6 protein-coding genes are annotated in these 15,452 nt (G+C 71.9%); 4 read left to right on the top strand and 2 right to left on the bottom strand.

Annotated elements, in window-relative coordinates; genetic code table 11:
* Positions 1-8: 8 nt before the first annotated feature.
* From OG871_RS01580 to OG871_RS01570, 3 genes are all read left to right on the top strand, one after another.
* Entirely contained in the window at positions 9-572 is a 564-nt protein-coding gene (locus tag OG871_RS01580) for a hypothetical protein (RefSeq protein WP_371493707.1), read from the top strand.
* Positions 569-1,501, top strand: coding sequence for a sporulation-delaying protein SdpB family protein (locus OG871_RS01575; protein ID WP_371493706.1), 933 nt, complete (start codon positions 569-571; stop codon positions 1,499-1,501). The genes OG871_RS01580 and OG871_RS01575 overlap by 4 nt, the downstream gene beginning before the upstream one ends.
* Positions 1,502-1,722: 221 nt before the next feature.
* Positions 1,723-2,472 carry an SDR family NAD(P)-dependent oxidoreductase gene (locus OG871_RS01570; RefSeq protein ID WP_371493705.1) on the top strand — a complete coding sequence of 250 codons (750 nt, stop codon included), beginning with the start codon at positions 1,723-1,725 and terminating at the stop codon, positions 2,470-2,472.
* Positions 2,473-3,016: 544 nt separating this feature from the next.
* On the opposite strand, the gene OG871_RS01565 is transcribed toward OG871_RS01570, so the two are convergent.
* Positions 3,017-3,172 carry a hypothetical protein gene (locus OG871_RS01565; RefSeq protein WP_371493704.1) on the bottom strand — a complete coding sequence of 52 codons (156 nt, stop codon included), beginning with the start codon at positions 3,170-3,172 and terminating at the stop codon, positions 3,017-3,019.
* Positions 3,173-3,515: 343 nt separating this feature from the next.
* On the bottom strand, positions 3,516-7,835 hold the full coding sequence (locus OG871_RS01560) for a LamG-like jellyroll fold domain-containing protein (protein WP_371493703.1): 4,320 nt from the start codon (positions 7,833-7,835) through the stop codon (positions 3,516-3,518).
* A gap of 344 nt (positions 7,836-8,179) precedes the next feature.
* Here OG871_RS01560 and OG871_RS01555 point away from each other — a divergent pair, with 344 nt between their 5' ends.
* Entirely contained in the window at positions 8,180-15,436 is a 7,257-nt protein-coding gene (locus tag OG871_RS01555) for an RHS repeat-associated core domain-containing protein (protein WP_371493702.1), read from the top strand.
* Positions 15,437-15,452: the final 16 nt, after the last annotated feature.

Here is a 15,452-nt window from a genome sequence, read left to right as displayed (position 1 = left end):
GGCACCTGATGCACGACCGAGACAAGCTCCCGAAGGCCACGGCCGAGCGCGCGTTCCGGCAGGTCATCGCGCTGCTCGGCGCCGCCCTGCTGCTCGCACTCCTTGCCCAACTCCCGCCCGGCGGGGGTGGCGCGGCCCCCGGATCCCGCCCGCACGACGCGGCCTGGCTGCTGTGGCCACAGGGCTGGAACCTCTTCGACAACGGCCAGTACGCCCCCGAACTGGCCGCCTACCGGCCCGGCCCGGCCGGCTGGACCAGCGCGCTGATCATCCCGCAGGCCGGCCTCGGCACCCGCTGGGGCGCCGACCGCTCCCCCCGCACCCAGGCCCGCGAGATCGAAGCCCTGGCCGACCTCCTGCCGCCCGGCGCCTGGCAGCCGTGCCGTGCCGCCGCCCTCGACGACTGCACCCGGACGCCGCCCACCGCCCTGGCCGTCCGCAGCCCCGCCGCCCGCCCCACCCTCTGCGGGTCCATCGCGCTCACCAGGGAGACCCTCGCCCGTTGGGGCACCTCCGATGCCGGGCACTGGCGGATCGACGACGCCGTGCTGCTGCGGGTGGAGTGCCCGTGAGACCCTCGCCCGGTCCCCTGCGCCGACGCCTCGCGACCGGCCTGGCAGGCTTCGCACCCGGCCCCGGCATCGCGGCCGGCCGGAGCCTGCTGGCCCTCACCCAGCTGTTCACCCTGCTGTGCACCCCCGACTCGGCCCTCTTCGCCCACGGCGGCTACGGCCCGCTCGCACCGTACTGCGACGGCTCCCGCGCACTCGGCCTCTGGTGCCTCGGCCCGGCCGACGGCACCATGACGGTCCGTCGGACCATCGCCGCACTCGGCCTGGCCGTCATCGCGTCCGGCTACCGGCCCCGTTGGACCTGCCTGCCGCACTGGTTCCTCACGTTCAGCCTCACCACCGCCACCGGGCTCGCGGACGGCGGCGACATGGCCGCCCGGATCGCCACCCTGCTCCTGGTGGTGATCCTGCTCGGAGACACCCGGCGGTGGCACTGGCGGCGCAGCCCCGGCACCCTTCCGCCGCAGTGGCGCGGCGCCGGCTATGCCGCCCACCTCCTTTTCCGCGTACAGGTTCTGATCATCTATCTGCAGGCCGGCCTCTCCAAACTGCTCGACCCGGTGTGGCGCCAGGGGACCGCGATGTACTACACACTGCACAGCCACTACTGGGGCGCCCCGGCCGGTCTCCGCCCCTGGATCGACCCGGTACTCGAGCACGGCTGGTCCGTGCGCCTGCTCGGCTGGTCCGTCGTCGCACTCGAACTCGGCCTCGCGGCCGCCATGCTGCTGCCGGCCCCCGCCCGCCGGGCCGCCGTCCCGGGCGCGGTGGCCCTGCACGCCGGAATCATCGCCCTGATGGGCCTGTTCGGCTTCGGCCTCACCATGATCGCGCTGGTGTCGACGGCTGCTGCGGGGCGCCGATGCACAACCGATGTAACCGGAGGCCACACTGAGGAGCGGTCGAGTGCCGCTCGCGCGGCGCCCTGACCGGCCCTCGACCGGAGCGGCACAGACGGACACAGACAGACGCAACACGGATACAAGGGAAGCAGCGGTATGAACCCGACAAGGCTCGTGATGTTGGTCATCGCGCTGGTGGCCACCGTCACCATCGTGTCGCAGCCCGGATCGTCACAGCCGGTCGTACACCGGCAGCAGGCCTCGGACCCGTGCCCCTCGATCGGGCCTTGCTAGAAAGGAGACTCCGGATGTCCCGACTCGTAGTGGTCTCCGGCGGCGGCAGCGGCATCGGCCGCGCGATCGCCGAACACTTCGCCAGGGCCGGCGACGACGTACTGATCCTCGGCCGCCGCGAGGCGACTCTCGCCGAGGCCGCCGACGCGGTCAACGCGGACCTCGACACCAAGCGGCTCACCCACCTGAGCGCCGACCTCAGCGATCCCCGGCAGGTCGAACACGTCGCCGCCCGCCTGGCCGAAGGCGGCCGCACCGTAGACGTCCTGGTCAACAACGCCGGCGGTTTCTACGGCCTCGACCAGCCCGACACCCTGGCGGGATACGCCGCCCAGTGGCGGGCCAACTTCGAGGGCAACGTCCTTCCGGCGGTGCTGCTCACCGAGGCGCTGCTCCCGCAGCTCACCCGGCCGGGCGCCCGGATCGTCACACTGTCCTCGATCGCCGCCCTGCGCGGCCCCGGCACGTACGGCGGCGCGAAGGCGGCGCTCCACCCGTGGAACGCCGAGCAGGCCACCGCACTCGGCCCCGAGGGCATCACCGCCAACATCATCGCCCCCGGTTACATCGAGGCCACCGAGTTCTTCGGCGACCGGATGACCCCGGCCGGCCACGCGGCCCGGATCTCCCAGACCCTGGTCGGCCAGGCCGGGCGGGCCGCCGAGATCGCGGCCATGACCGGCTACCTCGCCTCGCCCGAGGCCGGCTTCGTCACCGGCCAGATCCTCCAGATCAACGGCGGCGCCCTGCTCGGCCGCGGCTGACCGCCGCCCGGCGCCCGCTCCCGGGGTTCCGCAGCCTCGCGGGCGGGCGCCCGAGCGCCACCGACGTCAGCGCCTGCTCCGCCGTCTGTCGCGTCCTCGAACGGCCAGGTCTGGACGTGTCCGCTCGTACGCCCTCGGCGTGCGGCCGAACGGCCGGTCGCGCCCTGTCCTGGAGTGCGCTGCGATGTCCGCTTCGGCCCGGAGGCGTGGACAGGCAGCATGGCGGGATGCCGGATCCGCTGTGGGACGGCGTCAGGAACTTCTTCGACCCTGCTGTGCCGGTTCCTGGCCGCGGTCGGCCACCGGCTGGGCCAAGCGGTCGTGATGACCGCCGAATGCGACTACGGGAACCCGGTGATCGGGTCCGACCCATCGGTCGACCGCGTGGTGCTGCTGGCGGACCCGCAGCTCACCTGACCGCTGGGGCCGGCCGGACTCGTGGAGGGTGCCGTCGCGGAGCATCGCGAACAGGACGCCGACCCGGGCCTTGGGCCCGCCGGCCGGCGTGACGGCGATGGCGCCGGGCTTCGGGCGTGCCTCTGGTTCAGCCGTTCAGCGGTTCAGCCGGTCGGTCGTGGGCGGTCTTCGGTGTGCGGCGGCGGCGCCGTCCCGGGGCGGGTCCGGCGGCGGCCAGGGTGGTCACCGGCTCCTGGGGCGGCCTGGTCTCCCGGCTCCAGGCCTGGACCTCCGGAGCGGTCACGGGATAGTCCCGGTCATCCCTCTGCCGAGTCCGTGACGATACGTGAGTCGATCGACGAGAAAGCGAACTCGGTGACGTTCCGGTGCGGAGGGGACCGCGCCAGCACCACCGCGTCCCGCTGGAACTCCACCGTGTACCGCGTACTCGTGTTGCTCCTGGTTCGCGCCTGTGACTGCTTCCTCCGGGCTCGCATGTTCCGGTCTCCAGGGGGCCGACCGTTGGGTGGAACCTCAGGCGGCCAGCCCCCGGATCCCGCACGCCCGGGCCGGCCGGAACACGGAACGGCCCGTCCACCCCCGGGCGGGGCGGACGGGCCGCGTCGCTTCACCGGTGCGGGCCCGGCTCAGCTCAGCCGGGTCGGCACCGGCCGCTTCCCGTCGAGCGAGGCGACCCCGATGGGGGTGAGCGCCTCGGGGAAGAGCTGCACGTCGGCGACCTGGCCGGCGGCGTACTCCCCGTAGCCGCCCTTGTAGAGGCGGCGGCCGAGCTGCAGCGGACCGGTCGCGTTCCAGACCGTGCCCGCGTAGTCGGCGGTGCCCGCGGACTCGCCGTCGACGTACAGGCGCAGGTCCGAGGAGTCCGCGTCGTAGACGCCCACCAGGTGGTACCAGGTGTTGGTCCTGGGCGCCGACGCGCCGGTGGTGGGCCCGTAGGCGCTGGTGAAGGCGCCGCCGGTGTCGTCCGCGTGGGCGTGGCCGAAGGCGAACGCGTGCGCCCCGCTGGAGTAGTACAGCTGGAGGGCGTTCCCGTGGGTGCCGGACTGCGAGACGAAGGTGGAGTTGTCCGTGAGGCTGGTGAGCTTCACCCAGGCCGACACCGTGTAGCTGCGGCCGGTGTCCACCGCCGGACCGGCGGTCTCGGCGTACGCGGTGGAGCCGTTGAGCGTCAGGGTCCCGCCGCGTGCCGGGTCGGCCCCGACCTTCGCGCCGCCGTTGAGGGTCAGTTCACCGGTCGGGCGGATGCTGTCCGCGGTGCTGTCCAGCTTCCACCAGGCCGAGGGCTGACGGACGTTGCCGATGCTGACCGGGGCTCCGAACTGGGCCAGGCCGCCGACCGGCGCCGCACCGGGGTACTCGGTCAGCCGACCGGACCGGGAGCCGGCGTAGAGCGCGGGGAACCCGGTGCCCTGCACGTCGCCCGGCGAGGCGACGGCCGGGGCGTCCCGGTCGCCGACGCCGAGCGGCAGCACCTTCTGGGCGGTGGGCAGGACGTTGCCGCTGGTGGCGGCCCACCGCTGGTCGGCGATGTTCATGCAGTCGTAGATGATCACCTGGGTGCGCGGGTTGCGGTTGCTCGCCGGGTCGGCCAGGCAGCGGCCGGACTGGGGGTTCTTCAGGGTGCCCGGGTACGGGCCCGGGACCCACACCTGGGCACCGGTGTTGTTGCACTGGTAGAGCTGGACCGGAGTGTTGTTGGCGGTCTCGCCCTTCTGTACGTCCAGGCACTTGCCGAGCGCGTGGACGCTGCCGTCGGCGCCGAGCGTGAACTGCTGCGCGTCGGTGCCGTTGCAGGTGTACATCCAGGCCGCGGTGCCGTTGGCGGTGTTGCCGCCGGCGATGTCCAGGCAGAGGTTCTTGTTGCTGGTGTCGAGCACGCCGGAGACCAGCGGAGCGTGGCTCGGTGCGACGATCCTCGTGGTCGGTACGCCGGCGGTGAAGGTCAGCGGGAAGCTGCTGACCGCGCCGGTGGCGTTGTCCCGGGCCCACAGGGTCGGCACGCCGCCCACCGGGCCGGGGGCGAGCAGGGTGGTGCCGGACCAGTCGCCGGTGCCGATCCGCACGCCGGCCCCGAGGTTGCAGCCGGCCAGGAACGTGCCGGGGAAGTACCAGAGTTCACCCTTGTCGACGGTGATCAGGTCGGGGGCGTCGGCGGACTGCGCGAGCTTGCCGGGGGCGAGGATCTGGGTGACGTTCTTCCAGGTGCCGTCCGAGCCCTTGGCCGGGCAGGAGGAGGAGTTCCGGATCGGCACCACGTTCTGGGTGAGCGTGAAGCGCCCCGTCGTGCCGCCGGGCGTCACGGCGTCGTTCTGGTAGAGGTACAGCTCGTGGGTCGACGTGGAGTAGGCGAACAGGTCGTCCACGGTGGTGCCGGTGGCGGTGCCCCGGTGGGCGACCAGGTAGTCGTTCCACCCCGTCCCGTCCGGGCTCTGGGCCTTGGTGGAGGCGCTGACCGGCGGGGCGGCCGGGTCGGCGTCGCCGCGGACCAGGACGAGGTCGCCGTCGGTGGTCGGGGCGAGGAGGTCGGGCACCGCGTCACCGTCGACGTCGCCGGCGGTCACCTTGCCGGCCGGGTTCCAGGGCGCGAAGAAGCTGTACTGGCCCACGGTGCCCTGGCTGTTGCCGGCGTTGTCCACGGCCCGGACGAACAGGGTGTGCGCGCCCCACTGGGCGGCGCTGAGCACGATCGGGACCTCGGCGGTGGCGCTGCCGCCGGTGGTGGCCACGGCGTTGACCGAGGCGGCGCCGTTGGCCGGGATGTTGGCGTCCAGCGAGTACTCGAAGCGGTCGACGCCGCTGCTGACGCAGCTGCCCCGGGTGCAGTCGGTGGGCGTCGGGTCGTTGGAGGCGACCGAGACCTTGACACCGGTGTCACCGGCGTGGCCCGTCGGCGCCCTGTCGCCGCCGAGCGGCGGGAAGACCGGCGAATCGGTGAACGAGGGGATGCTCGGCGCGGCCAGGTCGACCTTGAAGTAGCAGTTGGCGGACCAGGGGCTCGCCAGGGTGCCGTCCTCCGCCTTGACGTGCCACCCGTACTGGTGGCCGTCGGCGACCTTGAAGCCGATGTTGGGCCGGGCGGTGCCGCCGTCGCTGATCCAGCTGCTGACCGGGGCGCTCCTGTCGGTCGAGCCGCCGTCGGCGGCCGCCGTCTTGGTGTCCCAGACCTCGTACCGGGCGCGCAGGTTGACGCCGCTCATCTCGGTGTCGAGGTGTGCGTTGAGCGTGATGTCGGAGGCGTCCCCGGCCAGGCCGGACTGTCCGATCCAGCCGTCCGCGGCGCCGGCGCAGCCGTTGCTCGCGGGGGCGCGGGTGGCCGGGGTGGTGCCCAGGTTGTCGGGCACCTCGGGGGCGACGTCGAACACCGTGGTCAGGTACGGGTTGTTGGCGAAGCGGACGAAGTCGTTGTTGCTGCTCGACTTGGACTCGTTGCCCCAGAGCCCGAAGGTCCAGCTGTCCTTGACGCCGGAGAGCTTCCTGATCTGGCCGGTCACGTCGAAGTTGACGTCGTGGTTGCCGCACTTCTGGCTGATGTTGGAGCTCTTGACCTTCTGGGTGCCGCCGATGTAGCCGTCACCGGTGACGTCCGGCTGGTTGTTCCAGCTGGTGGAGCCGCCGATCGAGGTCACGGTCGCGAGCTTCACGCTGGTCTCGTTGTCGCAGTCGAACGACGCTCCGTAGGTCGAGGTCAGGTGGACCACCGACTTGGAGATCACCATCTTCTTGTCGAGGCCGGCGATGTTCAGCTCGAAGTAGGCGCGGTTGAGGCCGAAGCAGTCCTGCCAGCGCTGGTAGCCGACGCCCTCGCCGTTGTCCTGCGCGTCGTCGTAGGGGCTCTGGCTCGCGCAGCCCTCCTTGACGGTGACGAAGTGGCTCTTCTTGCTGGTGATCGGATTGGTGTACGGGTCGATGTACAGCGGCCAGACGGTGTCGGCGCCGCCCAGCAGGCCGGCGTCCGGCACCAGGGTGAGGGTGTCGGCCTGGTGGGTCACGGCGATCCGCTTGACCTGGGCGGAGCTGCCCGGCTGCTCGGGGGTGGAGGCCGTGGGACGGGCGCCGTCCGTCGGCTCGTCGGCCCGCGCGTCGGCCCGCGCCACGGCCTTCGGTGCGCCCTTCGCCGCGGCCGGTGAGGTGGCGGCCGGCGAAGGCGCGGCGGCGGTCGCGGCGGCGGGTGCGGCGGCCGTGGCCGAGTCCCACATCAGCGGGGTCGGCGAGCGGAAGACCGCGCTGCCGTCGGCGGCGGCGACCGCCACCCGGCCGTCCTGGTCGGTCGTCAGCGACAGGCCCGCGCTGACGGTGGTGGTCAGTTTGAGCGCGGCGAGCGCCGGGTCGGCGGCCGCCCTGGCGTCGTGGACGATCAGGACCTCGTGGAACCCGCCCTGGTCGGTGCTGGTGACCTTGAGGTCGACGCCCGGCAGGACGCCCTTGTACTGCGCGGTGCTGCCGCTCACCACCGGCGCGGGGAGCGGGAACGGGAGGGTGTAGGAGAGCCTGTGCCCGTCCGGGTCGGTGAGGGTGGCCAGCGGTCCGCCGCCCCCGCCGGAGAGGGCCAGCCCGGAGGGGGTGGCCGCGGGGGAGAGGGTGCCGTCGCCGTTCCTGGTCAGGGAGGCGTCGACGTCCTTCCAGCGGCCGTCCTTGCGCACCCGGGCGGGCTGCAGGTGGGTGGTGACGGTGAAGGTGCCGTCGGCGTTGGCGACGGTCCTCGCGGTCTCGGTGGTCAGGCTGTCGACGGTGACCGGCCCGCCGGTGCGCGCGGCCTCGGCCTTGGCGGCCGCCAGCGGCGAGTCCGCTGCCGCGGTCGCCGTGCCGGTGGACCCGGCGGCGGCCGGATCGTCCGCGAGCGCCGGTCCGGCGCTGCCGAGCAGCAGGCCGGTGACCGCCGCCGACAGCGCCAGACGGCGTGTCAGTGTGCGCGCCGGATTTCTCCGGGCGCGAAGGTTCTCCCCCATGGATCGCCCTTTCAGGGACCGGAGGCGGGAGGTCCCGGGCGCCGCTGTGTTTCTCCTCACAGGGTGGCCGCCCCGTGGCCCCCGCCACGTGTCGGAATTGCGGTCGTTTCCTCGCCCTGGTGGCACTTGTGAAGCCTTTTTGGGGCTCGTGTGACAGGTGAGGGCAGAGTGACCGCTGGGGAAGGGTATTGCCCTGACTTGCCCATGGCAATACCGTTCCGGTCGGCCGAACGTGCCGTCAGCTGGTGAGTCGTCAGATCGTCGGCTGTCCTGGATGTCTCATGGGGGATTTGCACATGCGCGCAGAACCGCGCGGATTTCGAGGTGCCCGGAAACGGGTCTGGATGAAACGGGGAACCGTCGCGCTCGCGACGGCCACCGTGTTCTCGCTGGCGACTCCGCTCGCCGTCGCCGACGTCGTCGTCGGCGGATATCAGTACGCGGACAAGGTCTGGGGCGCCGACCCGCTGCCCGATCAGCCGAAGGTCCCCGGCGCTCCGGTGGGAGGCCGCGGGGCGAGCGTCCCGGCCCCCGCGATACCGCCCGGCGCGCGGGAGTTGGTCCCGCACGTGGTGAAGCCCGTGCGCTGGCCGGCTGCCGCGACCGCCACCGTCGACCTCGGGAAGACCACCGCGGTGCGCAGCCTGGCGGCGCCCGCCGGGGAGGCGAAGGCCGGCGGCCTGCCGGTGTCGGTCTCGCCCGCCGCGCCCACGGCACTCGGTGCCCGGGCCAGGTCCCTCGCGCCGCCGGTCGCCCCGATCAGCCCGGTCTCCTCGGTCCAGGTGAAGCTCGCCGACCGCGGCCAGGCCAAGAAGGCCGGCGTGGACGGCCTGCTGGTCGGCCTCGACCGGGCCGACGCCCGGACGGAGACCGGCAACGTCGCGGTCTCCCTGGACTACGGCGCCATCGAGCAGGCGTACGGCGGCGGCTGGGCGTCCCGGCTGCAACTGGTGGCGATGCCCGCGTGCGCGCTCACCACTCCGCAGCTCACCGCCTGCCGCACCCGCACGCCGATCGAGGCGGTCAACGACCCGGTCAACCGGAAACTGAGCGGCACGGTCGCGCTTCCGGCCGCCGGCGCCAACACTCGTGCGGCGAAGACGGGCAGCGCCTTCGCCGCGCCCTCCGCCGTGGCGGCCGCGCAGTCCTCCGGCGGTGTCGCGGTGGCCGCCGTGGCGGGCAGCAGCGGATCCCAGGGCGACTACGGCGCGACCTCGCTGTCCGCCTCGGGCGCCTGGTCCGCCTCCGCCTCGGGGGCGTTCACCTACCGCTACCCGATCACGGCGCCGCCGTCGCTGGGCGGTGCGGCGCCGACCGTCGGACTCGCGTACGACTCGCAGTCGGTCGACGGCGAGACCTCGGCGCGCAACTCGCAGTCCTCCTGGATCGGTGACGGCTGGTCCTACAGCCCCGGCTTCATCGAGCGCTCGTACAAGAGCTGCAAGGACCAGGGCATCGAGGACTCCGGTGACTCCTGCTGGGCCGGCTGGAACGCCACGATCTCGCTCGGCACCCACACCGGCCAGCTGCTGCGGGACTCGGACGGGGTCTACCACCTCCAGACCGACGACGGCACCCGGATCGAGCGGCTGACCGGCGCGACCAACGGCCTCTGGCAGGGCGAGTACTTCAAGGTCACCACGACCGACGGCACCGCCTACTACCTCGGCCTCGACCACGCGCCCGGCACCACCTCGGACGACGCCACCGACAGCGCCTGGGGCATCCCGGTCTACCATCCCAAGTCGGGCGACCCCTGCCACAGTTCGGACAAGGGCGACGACTCGCAGTGTGACAAGCCGGTCGGCTACCGGTTCAACCTGGACTTCGTGGTGGACCCGCACGGCAACGTGCAGCGCTACGACTGGGCGACCGAGTCCAACTACTACAACATGGGCTTCGGCCAGATCCCCGACGAGGACAAGGACGACAAGGGCGGCACCCTCACCCAGTACACCCGGGGCGGCCACCTCACCCAGATCTCCTACGGCTACCAGCTGGAGGACGCCCGGGCGGGCCGCGAGCCGGCCGCCAAGGTGGTCTTCCGGACGGCGCAGCGCTGCACCACCTCGGACACCGTCTGCAAGGACGGCAACCTCTCCTCGGACACCGCCGCCAACTGGCCGGACACCCCGTACGACCTGAACTGCCCCTCCGACTGGAAGACCAAGGTCGGCAAGGAGGGCGACACCGACGGCGTCTGCCTCGTCTCCGGTCCCACCTTCTGGCAGACCCATCGCCTGAAGGGCGTCGACACCAAGGTCCGGACCGCCTCCGGCTGGCAGGACGTCGACACCTACGAGCTGAAGCAGGTCTTCTCGGACGCCGGCGGTACCTACGACCCGGTCACCGGCAAGACCCAGGACCCGAAGTCCACCGGCTCGCTGCAGTCGGTGATGTGGCTCTCGGAGATCGTCCACACCGGCAAGGACACCTCCGCCGGCGGCGACGGTCCGCTCACCCTCGACCCGGTCACGTTCGTCGGCCTCGAGATGGACAACCGCGTCGACGGGCTCTCCCCGGCGGCCCCGCCGCTCTACCACCCGCGGATCTCCAGCGTGCAGACCGAGACCGGTGAGTCGGTCGCGGTCACCTACCGGGCCCCGGAGTGCTCGCGCGAGAAGTCGACCATGCCGGCCTCGGCCGACTCCAACACGATGGCCTGCTACCAGGTGTTCTGGAACACCCCGGGCGGCAAGGACCCGATCGAGGACTGGTTCCACAAGACCCTCGTCGCCCAGGTCACCTCCAGTGACCGGACCAAGGCCGGTTCGCCCGCCAAGGTGACCAACTACACCTACTCGGACGGCGCCGCCTGGCACCGGGACGACTCCGAGCTGACCGACGACAAGCACCGGACGTGGAACGAGTTCCGCGGCTTCCGGACCGTCACCACCACCACGGGCGCCGCCCCGGACCCGATCACCCAGTCGGTCGTCTCGTACCTCCAGGGCATGGACGGCGACTACAAGGCGGACGGCACCCGGCGCAGCGTCAAGGTGAAGAACTCGCTCGGCGAGGAGATCACCGACAGCCCCTGGCTGGCCGGTACCCCGTACGAGCAGCAGGGCTTCACCCAGGCCGGCGGCACCGTCGTCACCAAGACCCTGACCGACACGCCGGACTCGGTGGTCGTGGCGACCGCCGGCCGCACCGCGTGGACCTCGGAGGACCCGAAGCCGGACAAGCTCTCGACGCTCCCCGACATGACCTCCCGCCGGGTGAAGTCCAGCAGCAGCCGTTCGCTCGGCCTGCTCAGCGACAACAAGACCTGGCGGACCACCCGGAGCAGCACCACCTTCGACGACCTGGGCCGGATCTGGAAGGCCGACGAGCAGGGCGACCTGTCCGTCCCCTCCCAGCGGACCTGCACCGTCACGACCTACGCCGACGCCCCGGCCGACAACCCGATGATGCTGGTCTATCCCAAGGAGACGATCAGCCTCGCCGGCCCGTGCGACACCAAGCCGGGGAAGAGCACCACGCTCAGCCACAAGCGGGTGTACTACGACGGCGACGGGACCGTCACCGGCCCGGGCACCCTCGGCCGGCTCGGCCAGCGCGCCGGGTCCCTCGGCCTGGTCACCGCCACCGAGTCGGCCACCGGCTACGACGCGGCCGGCAAGCCGCAGTTCCAGGTGCTCGGCGCGATGACGTACGACCGCTACGGGCGGGTCAGCCGCAGCACCGACGCGGCCGGCCAGACCACGTCGACCACGTACACGCCGGCCACCGGGATGCTGCCGACCGCCGTCTCGACCGAGAACCCGCTGAAGTGGACCGCCACCAGCACCGTCTCGCCGGGCCGCGGCTCCATCACCCACGCGAAGGACGTCAACGGCCGGGTCACCGACTCCGACTACGACGCCCTCGGGCGCCGGGTGAAGGTGTGGATGCCGGGCAGGAACAAGGCGAACCAGTCGCCCGACCGGAGCTTCTCCTACACGGTGCACGGCGCCGGCGACAGCCCGGACCCGTCCACCGTCACCACCAGGACGCTGCGCGAGGACGGGAGTTACAGCACCGAGGTCGCGTTCTACGACGGCACGCTGCAGGCGAGGCAGACCCAGACCACCACCGCCGACAACTCGGCGGGCCGGCTGATCTCCTCGACCTTCTACGACTCCCACGGCTGGACCTCCTCCGCCATCGCGAGCTACCACGACGCGGCCAACGCGCCGGGCACCTCGATGTGGGCGGAGACCAACAGGACCGGCCCGGCGGTGACCCGGACGTCGTACGACGGCCAGGGCCGGCCGGTCACGGCCCAGCAGGTGTCCTTCGCCAGCACGCTCTGGCAGGCCACCACCACCTACCGGGGCGTCGACCGGGTGGACGTCACACCGCCGCCCGGCGGCAAGGCGACCACGGTGTACACCGACGCGCTCGGCCGCCGGACGTCGGCCGTCGTCCGCGACACCACGCCCGACCGCAAGCTCGCCGGCGGCACGGTGATCGCCTCCGGGACCTCGGTGGTCTCCCGCAGCGTCCGTCTGGCCGTGCAGGCCGACGGCAACGTGGTGCTGACCGGTCTGGTCGACGGGAGGACCCGCTGGTCCTCGGGCACCGCGGGCCGCCCGGGCGCGTACGCGAGCGTGCTCGCCGACGGAAGCCTCGTCGTCCTGGACGCCACCGGCAAGACCACGCTCTGGACCAGCGGGAGCGGCGGGCACACCGGCGGCTACCTCAAGGTGCGGGGCGACGGCCGGATCGTCATGTACGACGGCGCCAACACCGAGCTCTGGTCGGCCGGCACCGCGGACGCCACGTCCGCGGACATCACCACCGCCTTCACCTACACCCCCCGCGGTCAGGTCGACACGGTCAAGGACACGGTGGGCAACACCTGGTCCTACACCTACGACCTCCAGGGCCGGACGGTGGCCCAGACCGACCCCGACAGCGGCGACTCCAGCAGCACCTACGACCCGCTCGGCCGGGTGCTGACCGTCAAGGACGGGCGCGGCCAGGTGCTCTCGTACACCTACGACGAGCTCGGCCGAAAGACCGGGGAGTACAGCGGTGACACGCCGGGCGACCCGGCGAAGCTGCTCGGGGAGTGGACCTACGACTCCCTCGGCAAGGGCATGCCGGCCTCGTCGACCCGCTACGTGGGCGGTAGGAACGGCAGCGCCTACGTCAAGAAGGTCAACGGCTACAACGCGGTCGGGCAGCCGACCGGCTCCACCACGGTGATCCCCGCGGCCGAGGGCAAGCTCGCCGGCACGTACACCGCTGGTGCGTCCTACACCGGGACGGTGAGCCTGCTCGCGTCGACCACCTTCGGTACCGAGGGCGGCCTGCCCGCGGAGACGGTCGGCTACGGCTACAACCTGCAGGGCAAGCTGGTCGCGATGGGCTCGGCCAGCCGGCCGTACATCGCCACCGTCGCCTACAGCCCGCAGGGCAAGGTCCTGCAGACCACCATCGGCCTGCCGTCCAAGCAGCTGCGGACCGCGCAGACCTGGGACCAGGCCACCGGCCGACTGGCCACCAACCGGGTCACGCTGCAGAACAACACGGCCAACCCGATCTCGGCGACCACCTACGGCTACAACGCGGCGGGCAGCGTCACCGCCGTCTCCGACGTGCAGTCCAGCGGCGGCACCGACCGGGTCACCGACACCCAGTGCTTCGGCTACGACGCACAGAACCGGCTGACCACCGCCTGGACGGACACCAAGGGCCTGACCGCGGCGACCGCCGGGCAGCTCGCCAAGTGCGCCACGGCGGCACCGTCGCCGAGCACCATCGGCGGGCCGGCCCCGTACTGGCTGGACTGGCAGTTCAACCAGCTCGGCGACCGGGTCCAGCAGGTCAGCCACGATGTGAAGGGGGCGGCCGCCAAGGACGTCACCCAGAGCCTCAGCTACCCGGGCGGCGGCACCACGCCGGCGAAGAAGCCGAACGCGGCCACCACCGTCACCACGGCCGGCCCGTCCGGCTCCACCACCGTCGTGCCCGAGTACGACGGGGCCGGCAACACCAAGACCCGGACCGGTCCGGGGACCGCCGGCCAGGGCTTCGAGTACAACGAGGAGGGCCGCACCAAGTCGGTCACCACCAACGGCAAGGAGGCGAGCTACCTCTACGACGCGGACGGCAACCTGCTGATCCAGCGCAATCCCGGAAACGACGTCCTCTACCTCTTCGGCGGAGCGGAGCAGCTCAGCCTCGACACCGTCAAGAAGACCGTCACCGGCCTGCGCTACTACCACAGCCCGGACGGCACGGTGATCGTCCGCTCCTCCGGCGGCACCGTCAACTACCAGCCGACCACCCCGCACGGCACCGCGCAGCTCCAGGTGGACGGCGCCACGCTGGCCGTCACCCGGCGGGCGTACGACCCGTACGGCAACCCGCGCGGCACCGCGCCCGCGGCCTGGGCCGACAACCGGGGTTTCCTCGGCAAGCCCTCGGACGCCACCAGCGGGCTCGATCTGCTCGGCGTGCGCGTCTACGACCCGCTGATCGGACGGTTCCTCACCGTCGACCCGGTCTTCGAGTCGAACGATCCCAACCAGATGGGCGGTTACGGGTACGCGGCCGACAACCCCACCTCCGGGAGCGACCCCAACGGCCTGTGGTGGAGCTGGGGCGACGTCGGGAGCTTCTTCACCGGCGTCGGCGACTCGATCGTCGGCGACCCGTACCAGTGGAGCGTCAACACCCTCTCCGACTGCTGGAACTCGTTCGCCGACATCGCCAACGGCGACAACGAGGTCTTCAACGACATGTTCGGCTACTCGAACGAGACCCCGTTCGAGCTCGGACACACCGGATACGTCGACGACACGCCGCTGGCGGACCTCTTCGAGGTGGACACCAGCTCCACGTCCTACTTCGCCGGCCAGGTGGTCGGAGTCGTCGGCTCGTTCGCGATCGACGGCTACGGAGCGGTCAAGGCGATCACCGGAGGCGTCAAGGCCGTCAAGGCGGTCAGGATCGCGATGTCCGAGGGCGAGGACCTCGTCAGCGCGGTCAAGAGGCTGCTCTCCGGCGACCTCCCCACCACCACCAAGCCGGACCCGGCGCCGACCACGCCGAAGACGGAGAAGCCGAGCAGCCCGAAGTCCGGCACCGGCAAGGGCGGTGACGACCCGGGCGCTCCCGCGTCCGAGACGCCGGCGGCCGGCAAGGACGCCGGACGCTCCAACGGTGTCGGCTCTTCCGACAGCGGTGGCGGGACCGGTTCGAAGCCACCGAAGCCGGGCAAGGCGGAGGACACGCTCGCGGGCGCGAACCCCGAGGGCTACACCGACAACTGCGGCGCCTGTGTCCAGGTCGGCGACAGCCGTCTCGGGGGCTACGACAACGGCGCCACGGCCTGGGACACCGGGATCATGCAGCCGGAGGAGCTGGAGTACGTGTTCAGCTCCAGTTTCTACGGGACCGGCGGGATCGGCGACATCACGGAACAGCTGACCGCGCTCGGTTACGGGAGCCGTGGCATCGTGTGGGGCTGGAACGAGACGGGCCCCGGCCACGTCTTCAACGTGGTGAACGACGCCGGTGTGATCAAGTTCCTCGACTACCAGAGCGAGGCACATGCCGTGACCTCGGAGTGGGACAATTTCGATCTGATGATCACATGGATGTAGGTCAAGGAAGGACACG

It is taken from the genome of Kitasatospora sp. NBC_00374 (assembly GCF_041434935.1).
GTDB lineage: Bacteria > Actinomycetota > Actinomycetes > Streptomycetales > Streptomycetaceae > Kitasatospora.
This window is presented reverse-complemented; position numbering and strand designations above follow the sequence as displayed.